This is a genomic window from Pseudomonas sp. NPDC077649 (genome assembly GCF_044542855.1).
Lineage (GTDB): Bacteria > Pseudomonadota > Gammaproteobacteria > Pseudomonadales > Pseudomonadaceae > Aquipseudomonas.
Map to the genome: position 1 here is coordinate 41,315 of NZ_JBITVF010000004.1, position 14,522 is coordinate 55,836.

The following is a 14,522-nucleotide window of genomic DNA, read 5'->3' on the forward strand; positions in this document are numbered from 1 at the left end:
TAGTGCGCCGCTCAACCCATCCGACGACAGTCGTTAGCGTACCGAGCGCAGCGGCGTGGCGAAGCCGGGCAGCACGCGCGCCAGCACTTCGGCGATATAGCCGAGGAACAGGGTGCCGAGCGAGCTCTTGTAGTGTTGCGGATCGACACTGCCGATGGCCAGCACGCCGTGCAGCCCCTGATGGCTGAGCGAAACCACGGCGGCCGAGCCGACCCGGGCAGCGTCGTCCTTGCCGAACAGGAACTCCAGCTCGTGCGGACGCAACACGCCGCAGACGGTCTTGCCACCGCTGAGCAGGCCGCCGATCTGCGCATGCGCTTCGGCCAGGGTGGCCGAACGGCCTACCGGCAGCTTGTTGTCGCTGAACAGGATCAGGCCGACGAAGGGCACCTGGAACTCGTGGCGCAGGCTGTCTTCCACCGCGCCGACCACCTCTTCCAGGCTGCCGGCGTCGAGCAGGTCGAGTACCAGGCGGCGGGTCTTGTCGAACAGGCGGTCGTTGTCGCGCGCCACGTCCATCAGCTGGCCGAGGCGGTGGCGCATCTCGATGTTGCGTTCGCGCAGCAGCTTGACCTGGCGCTCGACCAGCGACACGGCGTTGCCGGGCTGGTGCGGAATACGCAGCTCGGGAATGAGTTCTTCATGGTCGATGAAGAACTCCGGATGCAGGCGCAGGTAGGCGGCGACCGTTTCCGAGTCGAGCGGCTTGGGGCAATCCTGCTGGTCTGTCATAGGCGAACCTGTCCTTCGTATACGCGCGCAGCGGGCCCGGTCATCATAACCGGCTGCCCTTCGCCTGCCCACTCGATGGACAGCTTGCCGCCCGGCAGTTCCAGCTGCAGCGGCGAATCCATCCAGCCCTGGCGGATCGCCGCGACCGCCGCGGCGCAGGCGCCGGTGCCGCAGGCCAGGGTCTCGCCGGCGCCGCGTTCCCACACGCGCAGGCGCGCATGCTGGCGGTCCTGCACCTGGAGGAAGCCGACGTTGACCCGCTGCGGGAAGCGCGGGTGATGTTCCAGCTTCGGCCCCAGCTCACGCACCGGCGCGTCGTCGACGCTGTCGACGCGCAGCACGGCGTGCGGGTTGCCCATGGACAATGCGGCCAGCTCGACCGTCTCGCCGTCCACCTCGACCTTGTAGCTCAGTGCCGCCTGTTCGGCCTGGAACGGCACCTGCGCCGGCTCCAGGCGCGGCGCGCCCATGTTGACGCAGACCTGGCCGTCGTTCTGTACGCGCAGCTCGATCACGCCGCTCTTGGTCTCGACGCGGATCACCTTCTTGGTGGTCAGGCGCTTGTCCAGCACGAAGCGGGCGAAGCAGCGCGCGCCGTTGCCGCACTGCTCCACTTCCGAGCCGTCGGAGTTGAAGATGCGATAACGGAAGTCGACGTCCGGGTGGCTCGGCGGCTCGACGATCAACAACTGATCGAAGCCGACGCCGGTGTGGCGGTCGCCCCATTGCTTGGCGTGCTTGGGCTGCACGTGGGCATGCTGACTGATCAGGTCGAGGACCATGAAGTCGTTGCCCAGGCCGTGCATCTTGGTAAAGCGCAATAGCATGGCGTCGCCCTCAGGCCGGCAGCAGGCTTTCGCCGGCATAGAGCTCTTGGACGGTCTCGCGCCGACGCACTTCATAGGCCTGCTCGCCATCCACCAGCACCTCGGCGGCGCGGCCGCGGGTGTTGTAGTTGGAGCTCATGACGAAGCCGTAGGCACCGGCCGAACGCACCGCCAGCAGGTCGCCTTCGGCCAGCACCAGCTGGCGATCCTTGGCGAGGAAGTCGCCGGTCTCGCAGATCGGCCCAACCAGGTCGTAGTTGCGCGCCTCACCGGCGCGCGGCTGCACCGGCGAGACGTCCATCCAGGCCTGGTACAGCGCCGGGCGGATCAGGTCGTTCATCGCCGCATCGACGATGGCGAAGTCCTTGTGCTCGGTGTGCTTGAGGTATTCCACCTGGGTCAGCAGCACGCCGGCATTGGCCACGATGAAACGGCCCGGCTCGAACACCAGGGCCAGGTCGCGGCCCTTGATGCGCTCGCGCACGGCCTTGATGTAGTCGCCGGCCAGCGGCGGCTGCTCGTCGCGGTACTGCACGCCGAGGCCGCCGCCCAGGTCCAGGTGACGGATGTGGATGCCGCGGTCGGCCAGCTTGTCGACCAGCAGCAGCAGGCGATCCAGGGCATCGAGGAAGGGCTCGAGGGTGGTCAGCTGCGAGCCGATATGGCAATCGACACCGATCACTTCCAGGTTCGCCAGTTCGGCGGCGCGGGCGTAGACCGCCTCGGCCTGCTCGATGTCGATGCCGAACTTGTTTTCCTTGAGGCCGGTGGAGATGTAGGGGTGAGTGCCGGCGTCCACGTCCGGGTTGACCCGCAACGAGACCGGCGCCTTGACGCCCAGTTCGGACGCCACCTTGTGCAGGCGTTCCAGCTCGACGCTGGATTCGACGTTGAAGCAGTGCACGCCCACTTCCAGGGCGCGGCGCATGTCGTCGCGGCTCTTGCCGACGCCGGAGAAGACGATGCGGCTGGGTTCGCCGCCGGCGGCCAGGACGCGCTCCAGTTCACCGCTGGAGACGATGTCGAAACCGGCGCCGAGGCGCGCCAGCACGTTCAGCACGCCGAGGTTGGAGTTGGCCTTGACGGCGAAGCAGACCAGGTGCGGCAGGCCGGCCAGGGCATCGGCATAGGCGCGGTACTGCGCCTCGATATGGGCGCGCGAGTAGACGTAGGTCGGTGTGCCGAAGCGCTGGGCCAGCGCGGACAGGGCGACACCTTCCGCGAACAGCTCGCCGTCGCGGTAGGTAAAGGCTTCCATGGGGTGCTCCTTCAGAGTTCGAAACGGTCTCGGCTGTTACCGGCGTTGTCGTCGCCCGGCAGGTACAGCGGGCCTTTCTGACCGCAGCCGGCCAGCAGGCAGACGGCGGCGAGGAGCGCGAGGGTCAGTCGCTTCATGGGGCGGTCCTTGAAATAAGCGTGAATTGCGCCGGAGTATACCGACCCCCCGCCCCCTTGCCTATGCGCCAGGCGCCCGCCTGGCGGGGGCTGGCTCAATCTGCGCGTGGCCCTGGCGCCTGCTCGCGCGGCGTTTGCCGACGCCTGGGTTAGCATGGGGCAAGCCCAAGGAGCCTCGATGGACAATCCCGCCACACTGGCCAGTTCGGTCTCGGTCGCTTACCTACAGGGTCTGGTCGATCACCTGCAGCGTCAGGGCATAGCCCCTGCGGCGCTGCTCGCCCATGCCCAGCTGGCCCCCGAGGTGCTCGGCCAGCGCGACCAGCGCATCGCCGCCAGCGCCTACCTGAGCCTGCTCGGCGAAGGCGTGCGGCTGAGCGGCGACGACTGCCTCGGCCTGCACCTGGGCGAGGCGGTGCGGCCCGGCTATTACGGCGTGCTCGGCTACCTGATAATGAGTTGCGCGACCCTGGCCGATGCCCTGCATCGCCAGGCGCGTTATGCCGCCCTGGTCGGCAACCTGGGCCTGGTCGGCCTCGACGACGAGCCGCCGCGCCCCGGTGGCGAGCCCTTGGTGGCGCACAGCTGGCAGCCGCTGCTGGCGCAGCAGCAACGCCAGCTCAGCGAGGAGACCCTGGCCGGTTGGGTCAGCTTCGGCCGCTGGATCAGCGGCTTGGACATCCCGCCCAGCGAGGTGCGCTTCCAGCACCCGGCGCCGGCCGATACCTCCGAGCACGAGCGGATCTTCCGTTGCCCGGTGCTGTTCGGCCAGGCCGACAACGCCCTGGTGTTCCCCAAGCGCCTGCTGGCGGTGCCGCTGGGCCAGGCCGACGCCCAGGTGCGGCTGATGCTCGACGCCTACGCCGACCGCCTGCTCGGCGAGTTGCGCCAGGGTCACAGCGTGCTGGATCGGGCGCGCCTGGAACTGGCGCGCCAGCTGCCCGAGCAGGGGCCGGATCTGGAGGCCATCGCCAGCGCCTTGGCGCTCAGCCCGCGCACCCTGCAGCGGCGCCTGCGCGAAGGCGGCCTGTCGTTCAGTCAGCTGGTCGACGAGACGCGCCAGCAACTGGCGCTGCACTACCTGCGCGACCCGGCGCTGGGGCTGGCGGAAATCGCCTTTCTGGTCGGCTTCAGCGAGCCTGGTTCGCTGGCGCGCGCCTTTCGCCGCTGGACGGGAGCGAGTCCGGGCGAGTACCGTCGCCACCTTCTCGGCTAGGCCGGCTACCCCGGTCTGGCGTTTTCGCCTATTTTTCTGCAGTCGCTGCACCTTGTGAGGACACCCCGATGAGCCTGAGCGAAGCCCGCTTCCACGACCTGGTCGATGCCACCCAGCAGGCGGTGGAAGACATCTTTGACGACAGCGGTCTGGACGTCGACCTGGAGAACAGCGGCGGCGTGCTCACCGTGCGTTTCGACAACGGCAGCCAGCTGATCTTCAGCCGTCAGGAGCCGATCCGTCAGCTGTGGCTGGCGGCGCGTTCCGGCGGCTTCCACTTCGACTTCGACGAAGCCAGCGAGCGCTGGATCTGCGACAGCAGCGACGAGCAGCTGGGCGAGATGCTGGTGCGTATCACCCTCGAGCAGTGCGGCACCGAGCTGGAGTTCGATGAGCTCTGAGCCCGGCTCGCGCGACACCGCGCCGCTGGCCTCGCCCTGCCGACGCCAGTGCTGCCTGGACGATGGCGACGTCTGCCTCGGCTGCGGTCGCACCCTGCAGGACATCCTCGACTGGGGCGCGGCCGACGACGCCCGGCGCCGGCAGATCTGCCGCGAGGCCGAACAGCGCCTGCGCCAGCGCAAGGCGGCGCCCTGACCGGGCGGTCTTGTTTATTTGCCCGGCTGTGTTAGGGTCGGCCTAAGGTTTCGCAAAACCCCGCCTTCGGGCGGGGTTTTGCTTTTTCTGCGCCCAGCACGAGGAGTCAGGCCGCCATCATGAGCAACACGCCCGCTATCACCATTACCCGTCTCGACCTGCAGCGCCTCGAGCGTCTGCTCGACAGCCTGGAGGATTTCGGCCCCGGCGCCACCGCGCTGCAGGCCGAGCTGGATCGTGCCGAGGTGGTCGGGCACGACGAGGTGCCGGCCGGCGTGGTGACCATGAACTCGCGCGTGCACTGCCGCGAGGAGAGCAGCGGCAAGGATTACCACCTGACCCTGGTCTACCCGCAGGACGCCGGCGGCGAGGGCACCGTCAGCATCCTCGCGCCGATCGGCTGCGCCCTGCTCGGCCTGTCCGTCGGCCAGCATATCGACTGGCCGGCGCCTGGCGGCAAGCTGCTCAAGCTGACCCTGCTGGCGGTGGAATACCAGCCGGAGGCCGCCGGGGAGTATCAGCTGCGCTGATCGGTTTCCGGCCGTAGGTTGGCGCTGAGCGCAGCGAAGCCCAACAGGGAGCGCAAGGCGCTCCGCCCGGCGTTTTCCGCCGGACGTGGCTCTCCGCTCGGCGCTTGCCGCCGGCCGCGGCGCTCCACCCGGCGGCCATCAATCGCCGATGCCCGGTCTGGCCGTTGCGTCTACCATCGTCCGTTGGGCTTCGTCGCGGGCTCCTCAACCCAACCTACGCCTGATCGATTCCCGGCCGTAGCCCGGATGCAATCCGGGCTACGGGCTCAGGCGCTCTGCAGCGCCGCGTTCAGTGCATCCTCCAGTTCGCTCTTGTAGCGCAGGTAGTGCACGGTCTGCGCCTGCTGGCTGGCGAGCAGGGCGGACAGGTCGAGGTCGGTGATGTAGCAGGGGTAGCGCTCGCCGCCGGCGCGCTGGGCGAGGATATGCCGGGCCACGGCGCGGTACAGCTCGCGGCCGTACTCCAGCTCGGAAAACTCGCGGTGGTTGCAGTACAGGGTGACGTGCGGCTGGCGGCCGTCGCCCGGCTCGAGGATCGCCTGCACGTCGTAGAACGGGTGGCTGACCGGCGCCTGCGGCGGCGGCCGGCGTTCCAGGCGCTGGGCGCGCAGCGGCGCGGCGGGCAGCAGCTGGTAGTAGAGGATTTCCAGCGCCGGCCCGGCATCGCCACTGTCCAGCGGCAGCATGGCGTTGCGCCGGTACAGCAGCGACTGCAGGAAGCGCTGCAGCGGGGTGAGCAGGCTCTGTTCGTCGCGAAACGGCAGGCGCCGGCGCCACAGCGCGTTGTATTCGTCGAGCAGGGTCAGCTCGGCGTCGCCGGTGCTCTCGTGCAGGCGATAGAACAGCTGGATGCACTGCGGCCGGCCCATCGGCAGGATCAGCGCCAGGTCATCGCCGTCCAGCGCGTGGCGGTCCAGGTGCAGCGGGCTGTACAGCTCCTGCTCGCCGCCGAGGTGGTCGAGCAGCGCCGGCAAATCGCCCAGCACGGCATGGCTGACCTGGCCCGGGGTCAGCTGCAGCACGTGGTAGTGCTGGCGGATCTGCACCAGGTAGCGCGCCTGGCGGCCCTCGGCGTAGGTGGCGAGCAGGTCGCGCAGCAGCTCCTCGACCCGCTCGGCGATGGCCGTCGCGCGGTTGCGGCAGAAGCAGCGCACCTGCACCTGGGGCTGCGCGCCGTCCGACGGCAGGCTGTTGAGCAGGTCGCGCAGGCAGTCGAGCAGGGCGTCGGCGCCGTCGTAGCGGCTGACCTGCAACTCGTTCCAGCTGTTGAGCACGATCTGGTCGAGGGTCAGCACCAGGTTCTCGCGTACCCCGGAATAACCCAGGGCGTCGGTGCGCCCGCTGGTCATGTGCACGTTCATCTGGCTGTGCTGCGGCAGCGGGTCGACGCCGACGTTGACCAGCAGCAGCACCTGGCTGGGGCGGCTGGCACGCAGCAGGGCGGCCTCCGGCACGCTGGGCAGCGGCAGGGGGAAGGCCTGCTGCAGGCTGGTGATCAGGTTGGACAGCTCGAACTCGCTGAGATCGCTGTTGCCCGGGTGCAGCGACAGCCGCGTGCTGGCGTCGATCACGCCGTTGCGGTGGCACCAGGCGAGCAGTTCGATCAGCTCGCGGGCGCGCTTCAGCGGGGCGAAGTCGGGCCATTCCTGGGTGCCCAGGCTGCCGTTGAACAGCGCCCACTGATGTTCCTCGGGCGATTCCGGGCTGGGGTGGCGCACCAGGGTCAGGGTGTCCTCGGCCAGGTCCGGGGCGATGCCCGGGTTGATGAACTCGACCTTGCCGGCCTTGCGCTCGAAGGCGGCGTACAGGCGTCGGCCCAGTACGTTGAGGTCGCGGTTGTTCAGCGAGCTGCCGGTCTGTGCGCTGCGGGCGAACTGGGAGAGGAAGCGGTAGCTGTAGGTCAGTTCGTTGACCAGCACGCGCCGCTCGGCGCCGACCTGGCGCACCTTCCACTGGCTGCGGCTGTCGAGCAGGCTGAGCTGGCGCGCATCCCAGCCCCACTCGCCGGTCAGGCGTTCGAGCAGCAGGCGCTGCCAGCTCTTGGTGCGGCCGCGGGTCGGCGGCCGGCTGATCTTCTTGTTCACCTTCAGGTACAGGCAGCGGCGAATCAGCTCCAGGCGCTCGCGGTCGCCGCGGGCGCCGAGGTACTCCTCCAGGCGCCGGTAGACGACGATATAGGGGTCGAGCTCGTCGAGGTCGAGGCGGCCCTCGAACACCGCCTGCTTGAAGCGCAGCGACAGGCACTCGACCCTGGGGTGCTCGCTGGCGTAGACCTCGGTGAGCAGCAGCTTGAGCACCGACTTGTAGGGCGACTCGATGCCCTTGTACAGCTGCCACATGCCGGCGCCGATGAACTCCTCCGGCGGGATGTGCGCCAGGTGGCCGAGGTCGAGCACGTCCTCGGCGCGCACGAAGCGCTTGCTCAGCAGGGTGCGGCAGTAGTCGTGGTAGCGCGGCTCTTCGTAGACCGGCACCAGCCACCAGATCGGCGTGCGTCCGCCGAGCCAGATCGCCGTGCGGTAGAACTCGTCGAGCAGCAGGTAGTGCTGGGTGGTGCCGCAGTCGTCGGAGCTCAGCTGCGCCTCGCGCGCGCCCTGGGCGAAGCGCTGCGGGTCGACCAGGAACAGGTGCACCTCGGCGCCCTGGGTGGCGGCCCAGCTCTCCAGCTGGTCGCACTTCTTGCGCAGGTCCTGCAGTTCCCGGGCGCTGAGGGTCGGCGCGTGGCACAGCCACAGGTCCATGTCGCTCTGCTCGGCCTGCGCCACGGTGCCCAGGCTGCCCATTAGGAACAGGCCGTGCAGCGGCGCGGCGCCCTGGCCACGGCGCGGCTTGTAGACGAAGGAGCGGGTCAGGCGCTGGACTTCGGCGAGCACCTCGTCGTCCGGCTCGAAGCCGCTCAGGCCGGCCGGCGTGCTGGCGCAGACATAGCCCGGCAGCAGCGGATGGTTGACGTGCAGCAGCAGCGGCAGCAGCTTGAGCACCAGCTGCTGGCGCGTCGACAGGCCCTGCCGCGCGCGCTGCAGGCGGCCCTGGTTGATCTGCAGAAAGCGCGCGCGCAGCTGCGCCAGCACCTTGCGGTCGATGCCGTCGTCGATGTCCGGGCGAATTTCCAGGGTGCGCGTCATGCTCGAGCTCTACGGGGAATGGTGCAAGCCTATCAGCGGCGCGCATCCACTGCAGTGCCTGACGCTATATCGCCCGCCGGGGCCGATAGTGTAGGGCGGCGGGCGAAGGATCTTGCTTAAGCGGGCGTCTTGCTGGTGCTGAGAATGGTCAGCAGGCTCTGCGCGTGTTCGGCGGCGTCGATGCCCAGGCTGGTCAGGTAGCCACCGTCGGCCTGGCTGACCAGGCCCTTCTCATGCAGGCGGGTGATGGCGCCCTGGGCCTTGAACGAGGCGTTGTTGTGCACCTTGAGCCCCTCCTGGTGATTGTCCAGGTTGTACAGGGCGAGGATTTCCAGCTCGTCGATCAGTTCGGGGGTAAAGGATTTCATGGCGACTCCGCTCTTGTTGTTATAAGGCCGACGCGACTGCCGGGCTTGGGTCTGTGCAGTGTAGTGAGGGTTTTGCGCGCTCGCCTGTGCGACCTTCGCCGCATTCAGTCCTGCTGCTCGGGCAGCTCCGGCAGGGCGCGCAGGGCCTGCTCGTACCAGGCGGCATCGAACGGGCGGTCGTCGCGCAGCATGGCGTCGACCTCGTGGGCCAGCACCAGGGCCATCAGCTGGAGGATTTCCTCGCGCGCGTAGCCGACCAGGCTGAGCTTGTTGTACACCGCCTGCGCGGCGGCCGGCTCGCCGGCTTCCAACTGGTTCTCGATGGCCTGGACCAGGGTGGCTTCGGCGAAGTCTTCTTCGTTGTCGTCGTGATCGCTCATGCGAGGGATTCTCCGCTAGGGGTTGCGTGCCGCCTGCCTTCTTCCGCTGGAGAAAAGGCAGGCCCGTTGCGCTGCTCGTTCAGCGTGCCGCCAGCAGCTCGCGGCCACGCACCACGGCGGCGCGCACCTGGTTCGGCGCGGTGCCGCCGATATGGTCGCGGGCATTGACCGAGCCTTCCAGGGTCAGCACGGCGAACACGTCCTGCTCGATCTCGCCGCTGAACTGGCGCAGCTCGTCCAGGCTCATCTCGGCCAGGTCCTTGCCGCTGTCCACGCCGTATTTCACCGCGTGGCCGACGATCTCGTGGCAGTCGCGGAACGGCAGGCCCTTGCGCACCAGGTAGTCGGCCAGGTCGGTGGCGGTGGAGAAGCCGCGCAGCGCCGCCTCGCGCATGATCGCGCGCTTGGGTTTGATCGCCGGGACCATGTCGGCGAAGGCGCGCAGGCTGTCGCGTAGGGTGTCGGCGGCGTCGAACAGCGGTTCCTTGTCTTCCTGGTTGTCCTTGTTGTAGGCCAGCGGCTGGCCTTTCATCAGGGTCAGCAGGCCCATCAGCGCGCCGAACACCCGGCCGCTCTTGCCGCGTACCAGCTCCGGTACGTCGGGGTTTTTCTTCTGCGGCATGATCGAGCTGCCAGTGCAGAAACGGTCCGGCAGGTCGATGAACTGGAACTGCGCGCTGGTCCACAGCACCAGCTCTTCGGAGAAGCGCGACAGGTGCATCATCGCCAGGGAGGCGGCGGCGCAGAATTCGATGGCGAAGTCGCGATCCGACACACCGTCCAGGGAGTTGCCGCCAACGGCGTCGAAACCCAGCAACTGTGCGGTGATCTCGCGCTGGATCGGGTAGGTGGTGCCGGCCAGCGCGGCGCTGCCCAGGGGCATGCGGTTGGTGCGCTTGCGGCAGTCCACCAGGCGCTCGTAGTCGCGCGACAGCATCTCGAACCAGGCCAGCAGGTGGTGGCCGAAGGTCACCGGCTGGGCGGTCTGCAGGTGGGTGAAGCCGGGCATGATGGTGTCCGCCTCGGCTTCGGCCAGACCCAGCAGGCCCTGCTGCAGGCGGGTGATCTCGGCGAGGATCAGGTCGATCTCGTCGCGCAGCCACAGGCGGATGTCGGTGGCCACCTGGTCGTTGCGCGAGCGCCCGGTGTGCAGCTTCTTGCCAGTGACGCCGATGCGGTCGGTCAGGCGCGCTTCGATATTCATGTGCACGTCTTCCAGGTCGACGCGCCAGTCGAACTGGCCGGCCTCGATCTCGGCCTGGATCTGCTTCAGGCCGTCGATGATCGCATCGCGCTCGGCATCGGTGAGCACGCCGACCTTGGCCAGCATGCTGGCGTGGGCGATGGAGCCCATGATGTCGTGGCGATACAGGCGCTTGTCGAATTCGACCGAGGCGGTGAAGCGGGCGACGAAGGCGTCGACGGGCTCGCTGAAGCGGCCGCCCCAGGATTGGTTGGTTTTTTCGCTGCTCATGGTTCGGGCTCTGGATCGGGCGGGCCGCGTGCGGCGGCCGGCATGGCGGACAAAGTGCGCCGATAATAACAGGGTCGGCGGCCCTTTCGCCGCGCCGCGTTTGCCGCCCGGCAGGCGTCGGCGCTGTCGGCTGCTTCACAATTTTGTCGCGGCGGCGGCATTTCGGTGCTTTATTTTGCCCGGCCGGAGCCGTCTGGCTTGCCGGCCCGCCGGGCGACACGGAAACTGCGTCGATGCCAAAACAAGTCCCTGCCAAGAACAACCACAACGCGTCTGCCGACGACTTCTTCGTTCCCGAACTGTGCCAGCCGGAAGCGCTGCTGAGCATGGTGCTGCTGGCCGAGCTGCTGGTGCTGGTGCTGGTGCTGTCCGAGCCGATGCTGCCCGGCTTCGACTGGGTGCGCCTGGCGCTGACCTCGCTGTTCGTGCAGTGGATCGTGCTGCTTTCGGCGGCGCTGCTGTGCCGCCTGCGGCCGCTGCTGGCGCGCCTGCGTCCGGCGCTGGCCGGCGGCCTGTGCTGCGCCCTGGTGGTGGTGCTGACCCTGGGCTGCACGGCGGTGGCCGACTACTACGAGCTGGGCGGGCCGCTGCCACGCAGCGGCGAGGTCAACCTTTATCTGCGCCATGCATTGATCGGCCTGATCATGTCCGCGCTGCTGCTACGCTATTTCTACCTGCAGAGCCAATGGCGGCGGCAGGAGCAGGCCGAGCTGCGCGCGCGCATCGAATCGCTGCAGGCGCGCATCCGCCCGCATTTTTTGTTCAACAGCCTGAACAGCATCGCCAGCCTGGTGGCGGTCGACCCGCTCAAGGCCGAACAGGCGGTGCTGGATCTGTCCGACCTGTTCCGCGCCAGCCTGGCCAAGCCCGGCAGTCTGGTGCCCTGGAAGGAGGAACTGGAACTGGCGAAACGATATCTGTCGATCGAGCACTATCGGCTCGGCGAACGGCTACAGTTGCAGTGGAAGGTCGAGGGTGTGCCGGAGGATCTGCCGATTCCCCAGCTGACCCTGCAACCGCTGTTGGAAAATGCGTTGATCTACGGCATTCAGCCGCGCATCGAGGGCGGCTTGGTGCGGATCGAGGCGGACTACCAGGATGGTGTGTTCAGCTTGTGTGTCAGCAATCCGTATGAAGAGCGGGGCGAGCAGCACCCGTCGCGGGGAACGCACCAAGCGCTGAGCAATATCGACGCGCGCCTGGCGGCACTTTTCGGGCCGCGCGCCAGTCTCAGCGTGGAGCGCCGTGACGGCCGCCATTACAGCTGTCTACGCTATCCTTGTGCGAGACTCACGCAGGAAGCCAGAGCAATATGAATGTCCTGATCGTCGACGACGAACCCCTCGCCCGCGAGCGCCTCAGCCGCATGGTCGGCGAGCTCGAGGGCTACCGGGTCCTGGAGCCCGCCGCCAGCAATGGCGAGGAGGCCCTGACCCTGATTGACAGCCTCAAGCCGGACGTGGTCCTGCTGGATATCCGCATGCCCGGGCTGGACGGTCTGCAGGTCGCCGCCAAGCTGTGCGAGCGCGAGGCGCCGCCGGCGGTGATCTTCTGCACGGCGCACGACGAATTCGCCCTGGAAGCCTTCCAGGTCAGCGCGGTCGGCTACCTGGTCAAGCCGGTGCGCGCCGAGAGCCTCAGCGAGGCGCTGAAGAAGGCCGAGCGGCCCAACCGGGTGCAGCTGGCGGCGCTGACCCGGCCGGCCGCCGAGAGCGGCAGCGGCCCGCGCAGCCATATCAGCGCCCGTACGCGCAAGGGCATCGAGCTGATCCCGCTGGATCACGTGGTCTATTTCATCGCCGATCACAAGTACGTGACCCTGCGCCACGAGGGTGGCGAGGTGCTGCTGGACGAGCCGCTGAAGGCCTTGGAAGACGAGTTCGGCGAGCGCTTCGTGCGCATCCACCGCAACGCCCTGGTCGCCCGTGAGCGCATCGAGCGCCTGCAGCGCACGCCGCTGGGGCACTTCCAGCTGTTCCTCAAGGGGCTGGAGGGCGATTCGCTGGTGGTCAGCCGGCGCCATGTGGCCGGGGTGCGCAAGCTGATGCAGTCGCTGTAGCGCCGGGTGCCGGCTGCGGCCGATAGCCGCCACCCATCAGCTGGCGCCGGGCGAGCCTGTTATGATTCGCGGCAATCCGTTTTCTGGAATTTGCCCCATGTCCCGCGAAATCCGTATCGCCACCCGTAAGAGCGCCCTGGCCCTGTGGCAGGCCGAGCACGTCAAAGCCCGTCTCGAAGCGGCCCACCCTGGCCTCAAGGTCAGCCTGGTGCCCATGGTCAGCCGCGGCGACAAACTGCTCGACGCGCCGCTGGCGAAGATCGGCGGCAAGGGCCTGTTCGTCAAGGAGCTGGAAACCGCGCTGCTGGAGAACCAGGCCGACATCGCCGTGCACTCGATGAAGGACGTGCCGATGGACTTCCCCGAAGGCCTGGGCCTGTACTGCATCTGCGAGCGCGAAGACCCGCGCGACGCCTTCGTTTCCAACCGCTACGCCAGCCTCGATGCGCTGCCGGCCGGCAGCGTGGTCGGCACCTCCAGCCTGCGCCGCCAGGCCCAGCTGCTGGCGCGCCGGCCGGACCTGAAGATCCAGTTCCTGCGCGGCAACGTCAACACCCGCCTGGCCAAGCTGGATGCCGGCGAGTACGACGCCATCATTCTCGCCGCCGCCGGGCTGATTCGCCTCGGCTTCGAGGAGCGCATCCGCAGCTCGCTCAGCGCCGAGGACAGTCTGCCGGCCGGCGGCCAGGGCGCCGTCGGCATCGAGTGCCGCAGCGCCGACGCCGAGATCCACGCCCTGCTGGCGCCGTTGCACCACCGCGAGACCGCGCTGCGGGTCACCGCCGAGCGTGCGCTGAACAAGCGCCTCAACGGCGGCTGCCAGGTGCCCATCGCCTGCTACGCCCTGCTCGAAGGCGAGCAGCTGTGGCTGCGCGGCCTGGTCGGCCAGCCCGATGGCGGCCAGCTGCTGCGCGCCGAGGCGCGTGCCGCCGCCGCCGACGCCGAAGCGCTCGGCGTGCGGGTGGCCGAAGCGCTGCTGGCGCAGGGCGCCGAGGCCATCCTCAAGGCGGTCTACGGCGAGGCCGGCCATCCGTGAGCGCCTGGCGCCTGCTGCTGACGCGGCCGGCCGAGGAGTGCGCGGCGTTGGCGCAGACCCTGGCCGAGCGCGGCATCGCCAGTCACAGCCTGCCGTTGCTGGTCATCGAGCCGCTGGCGGAAACGCCCGCGCAGCGCGCCGCCATCCTCGAGCTGGCGCACTACAGCGCGGTGATCGCGGTGAGCAAGCCGGCCGCGCGCCTGGGCCTGGCCCTGCTCGAACGCCACCGCGTGCCGGCGCCGGCCGAGCAGCCCTGGTTCGCGGTCGGCGCGGCGACCGCCGCGGTGCTCGCCGAGCATGGCCTCAACGCCCACTGCCCGGACGACGGCGACGACAGCGAGGCGCTGCTGGCCCTGCCGCGTCTGCAGCAGGCGCTGGCCGCCGTGCCGGCGCCGCGGGTGCTGATCCTGCGCGGCGAGGGTGGCCGAGAATTCCTCGCCGAACGCTTGCGCGGCCAAGGTGCGACGGTCGACTATCTGCCACTGTACCTCCGCCTGCTGCCCAGCTACGCGCCGGGCGAACTGGCCGCACGGGTGCGTGCGGAACGCCTGAACGCCCTGGTGGTCAGCAGTGGGCAGGGGCTCGAGCACCTGATCGAACTGGCCGCTGCCGACTGGCCCGAGCTGGCTCGGCTACCCTTGTTCCTGCCCAGCCCGCGGGTCGCCGAGCAGGCACGCCGCGCGGGTGCACAGATCGTTGTGGATTGTCGCGGCGCCAGCGCCGCGGCCTTGCTGGCAGCGCTGGAACGATACCCGGCCGCTGCCCTCTAGAAAGGATGGATAC

Annotated in this window: 16 protein-coding genes; 8 read left to right on the top strand and 8 right to left on the bottom strand. The window is 68.7% G+C overall.

The features are described 5' to 3' along the window. Window positions 1-33: 33 nt before the first annotated feature. The 4 genes from ACIGFL_RS13675 to ACIGFL_RS13690 are packed head-to-tail and all read right to left on the bottom strand — an operon-like array spanning window position 34 to window position 2,954. Window positions 34-732 carry a DUF484 family protein gene (locus tag ACIGFL_RS13675; protein WP_021443486.1) on the bottom strand — a complete coding sequence of 233 codons (699 nt, stop codon included), beginning with the start codon at window positions 730-732 and terminating at the stop codon, window positions 34-36. Continuing rightward, window positions 729-1,559, bottom strand: coding sequence for a diaminopimelate epimerase (dapF, locus tag ACIGFL_RS13680; RefSeq protein WP_031302963.1), 831 nt, complete (start codon window positions 1,557-1,559; stop codon window positions 729-731). The genes ACIGFL_RS13675 and dapF overlap by 4 nt, the downstream gene beginning before the upstream one ends. A 10-nt stretch (window positions 1,560-1,569) precedes the next feature. Then, window positions 1,570-2,817, bottom strand: coding sequence for a diaminopimelate decarboxylase (gene lysA / locus ACIGFL_RS13685; protein ID WP_397497543.1), 1,248 nt, complete (start codon window positions 2,815-2,817; stop codon window positions 1,570-1,572). A gap of 11 nt (window positions 2,818-2,828) precedes the next feature. After that, window positions 2,829-2,954, bottom strand: coding sequence for a lipoprotein (locus ACIGFL_RS13690; RefSeq protein WP_017361215.1), 126 nt, complete (start codon window positions 2,952-2,954; stop codon window positions 2,829-2,831). A gap of 178 nt (window positions 2,955-3,132) precedes the next feature. On the opposite strand from ACIGFL_RS13690, the gene ACIGFL_RS13695 reads away from it, so the two are divergent. From ACIGFL_RS13695 to rnk, 4 genes are all read left to right on the top strand, one after another. Beyond that, complete coding sequence (locus ACIGFL_RS13695; RefSeq protein ID WP_021443483.1) at window positions 3,133-4,170, top strand: AraC family transcriptional regulator; 1,038 nt, start codon at window positions 3,133-3,135, stop codon at window positions 4,168-4,170. 68 nt (window positions 4,171-4,238) lie between these two features. Continuing rightward, window positions 4,239-4,571 carry an iron donor protein CyaY gene (gene cyaY, locus ACIGFL_RS13700; protein ID WP_021443482.1) on the top strand — a complete coding sequence of 111 codons (333 nt, stop codon included), beginning with the start codon at window positions 4,239-4,241 and terminating at the stop codon, window positions 4,569-4,571. Beyond that, complete coding sequence (locus tag ACIGFL_RS13705) at window positions 4,561-4,767, top strand: DUF1289 domain-containing protein (protein WP_021443481.1); 207 nt, start codon at window positions 4,561-4,563, stop codon at window positions 4,765-4,767. The genes cyaY and ACIGFL_RS13705 overlap by 11 nt, the downstream gene beginning before the upstream one ends. A gap of 119 nt (window positions 4,768-4,886) precedes the next feature. Next, the gene (gene rnk / locus ACIGFL_RS13710) at window positions 4,887-5,297 is read left to right on the top strand and encodes a nucleoside diphosphate kinase regulator (protein WP_397497544.1); all 411 of its coding nucleotides are present in this window, start codon (window positions 4,887-4,889) and stop codon (window positions 5,295-5,297) included. 266 nt (window positions 5,298-5,563) lie between these two features. Here rnk and ACIGFL_RS13715 read toward each other — a convergent pair whose 3' ends face one another. The 4 genes from ACIGFL_RS13715 to argH form a co-directional block, all read right to left on the bottom strand. Further along, complete coding sequence (locus ACIGFL_RS13715; RefSeq protein ID WP_397497545.1) at window positions 5,564-8,422, bottom strand: class I adenylate cyclase; 2,859 nt, start codon at window positions 8,420-8,422, stop codon at window positions 5,564-5,566. A 116-nt stretch (window positions 8,423-8,538) separates the two neighbouring features. Continuing rightward, the gene (locus ACIGFL_RS13720) at window positions 8,539-8,790 is read right to left on the bottom strand and encodes a TIGR02647 family protein (protein WP_122109441.1); all 252 of its coding nucleotides are present in this window, start codon (window positions 8,788-8,790) and stop codon (window positions 8,539-8,541) included. 104 nt (window positions 8,791-8,894) lie between these two features. Further along, a complete protein-coding gene (locus tag ACIGFL_RS13725; RefSeq protein ID WP_122109440.1) occupies window positions 8,895-9,170 on the bottom strand; it encodes a hypothetical protein in 276 nt (91 codons plus the stop codon). Between the two features lie 79 nt (window positions 9,171-9,249). After that, window positions 9,250-10,644, bottom strand: coding sequence for an argininosuccinate lyase (argH, locus tag ACIGFL_RS13730; protein WP_397497546.1), 1,395 nt, complete (start codon window positions 10,642-10,644; stop codon window positions 9,250-9,252). A gap of 233 nt (window positions 10,645-10,877) precedes the next feature. Here argH and ACIGFL_RS13735 point away from each other — a divergent pair, with 233 nt between their 5' ends. The 4 genes from ACIGFL_RS13735 (at window position 10,878) to ACIGFL_RS13750 (ending at window position 14,509) form a co-directional block, all read left to right on the top strand. Continuing rightward, complete coding sequence (locus tag ACIGFL_RS13735) at window positions 10,878-11,960, top strand: sensor histidine kinase (RefSeq protein WP_397497547.1); 1,083 nt, start codon at window positions 10,878-10,880, stop codon at window positions 11,958-11,960. Then, window positions 11,957-12,703, top strand: coding sequence for a LytTR family DNA-binding domain-containing protein (locus ACIGFL_RS13740; protein ID WP_021443294.1), 747 nt, complete (start codon window positions 11,957-11,959; stop codon window positions 12,701-12,703). Before ACIGFL_RS13735 ends, ACIGFL_RS13740 begins: the two co-directional genes overlap by 4 nt. Before the next feature lie 97 nt (window positions 12,704-12,800). Then, window positions 12,801-13,739, top strand: a complete 939-nt coding sequence (hemC, locus tag ACIGFL_RS13745; protein WP_397497548.1) for a hydroxymethylbilane synthase — start codon at window positions 12,801-12,803, stop codon at window positions 13,737-13,739. Beyond that, window positions 13,736-14,509, top strand: a complete 774-nt coding sequence (locus tag ACIGFL_RS13750) for a uroporphyrinogen-III synthase (protein WP_397497549.1) — start codon at window positions 13,736-13,738, stop codon at window positions 14,507-14,509. Before hemC ends, ACIGFL_RS13750 begins: the two co-directional genes overlap by 4 nt. Window positions 14,510-14,522 lie beyond the last annotated feature (13 nt).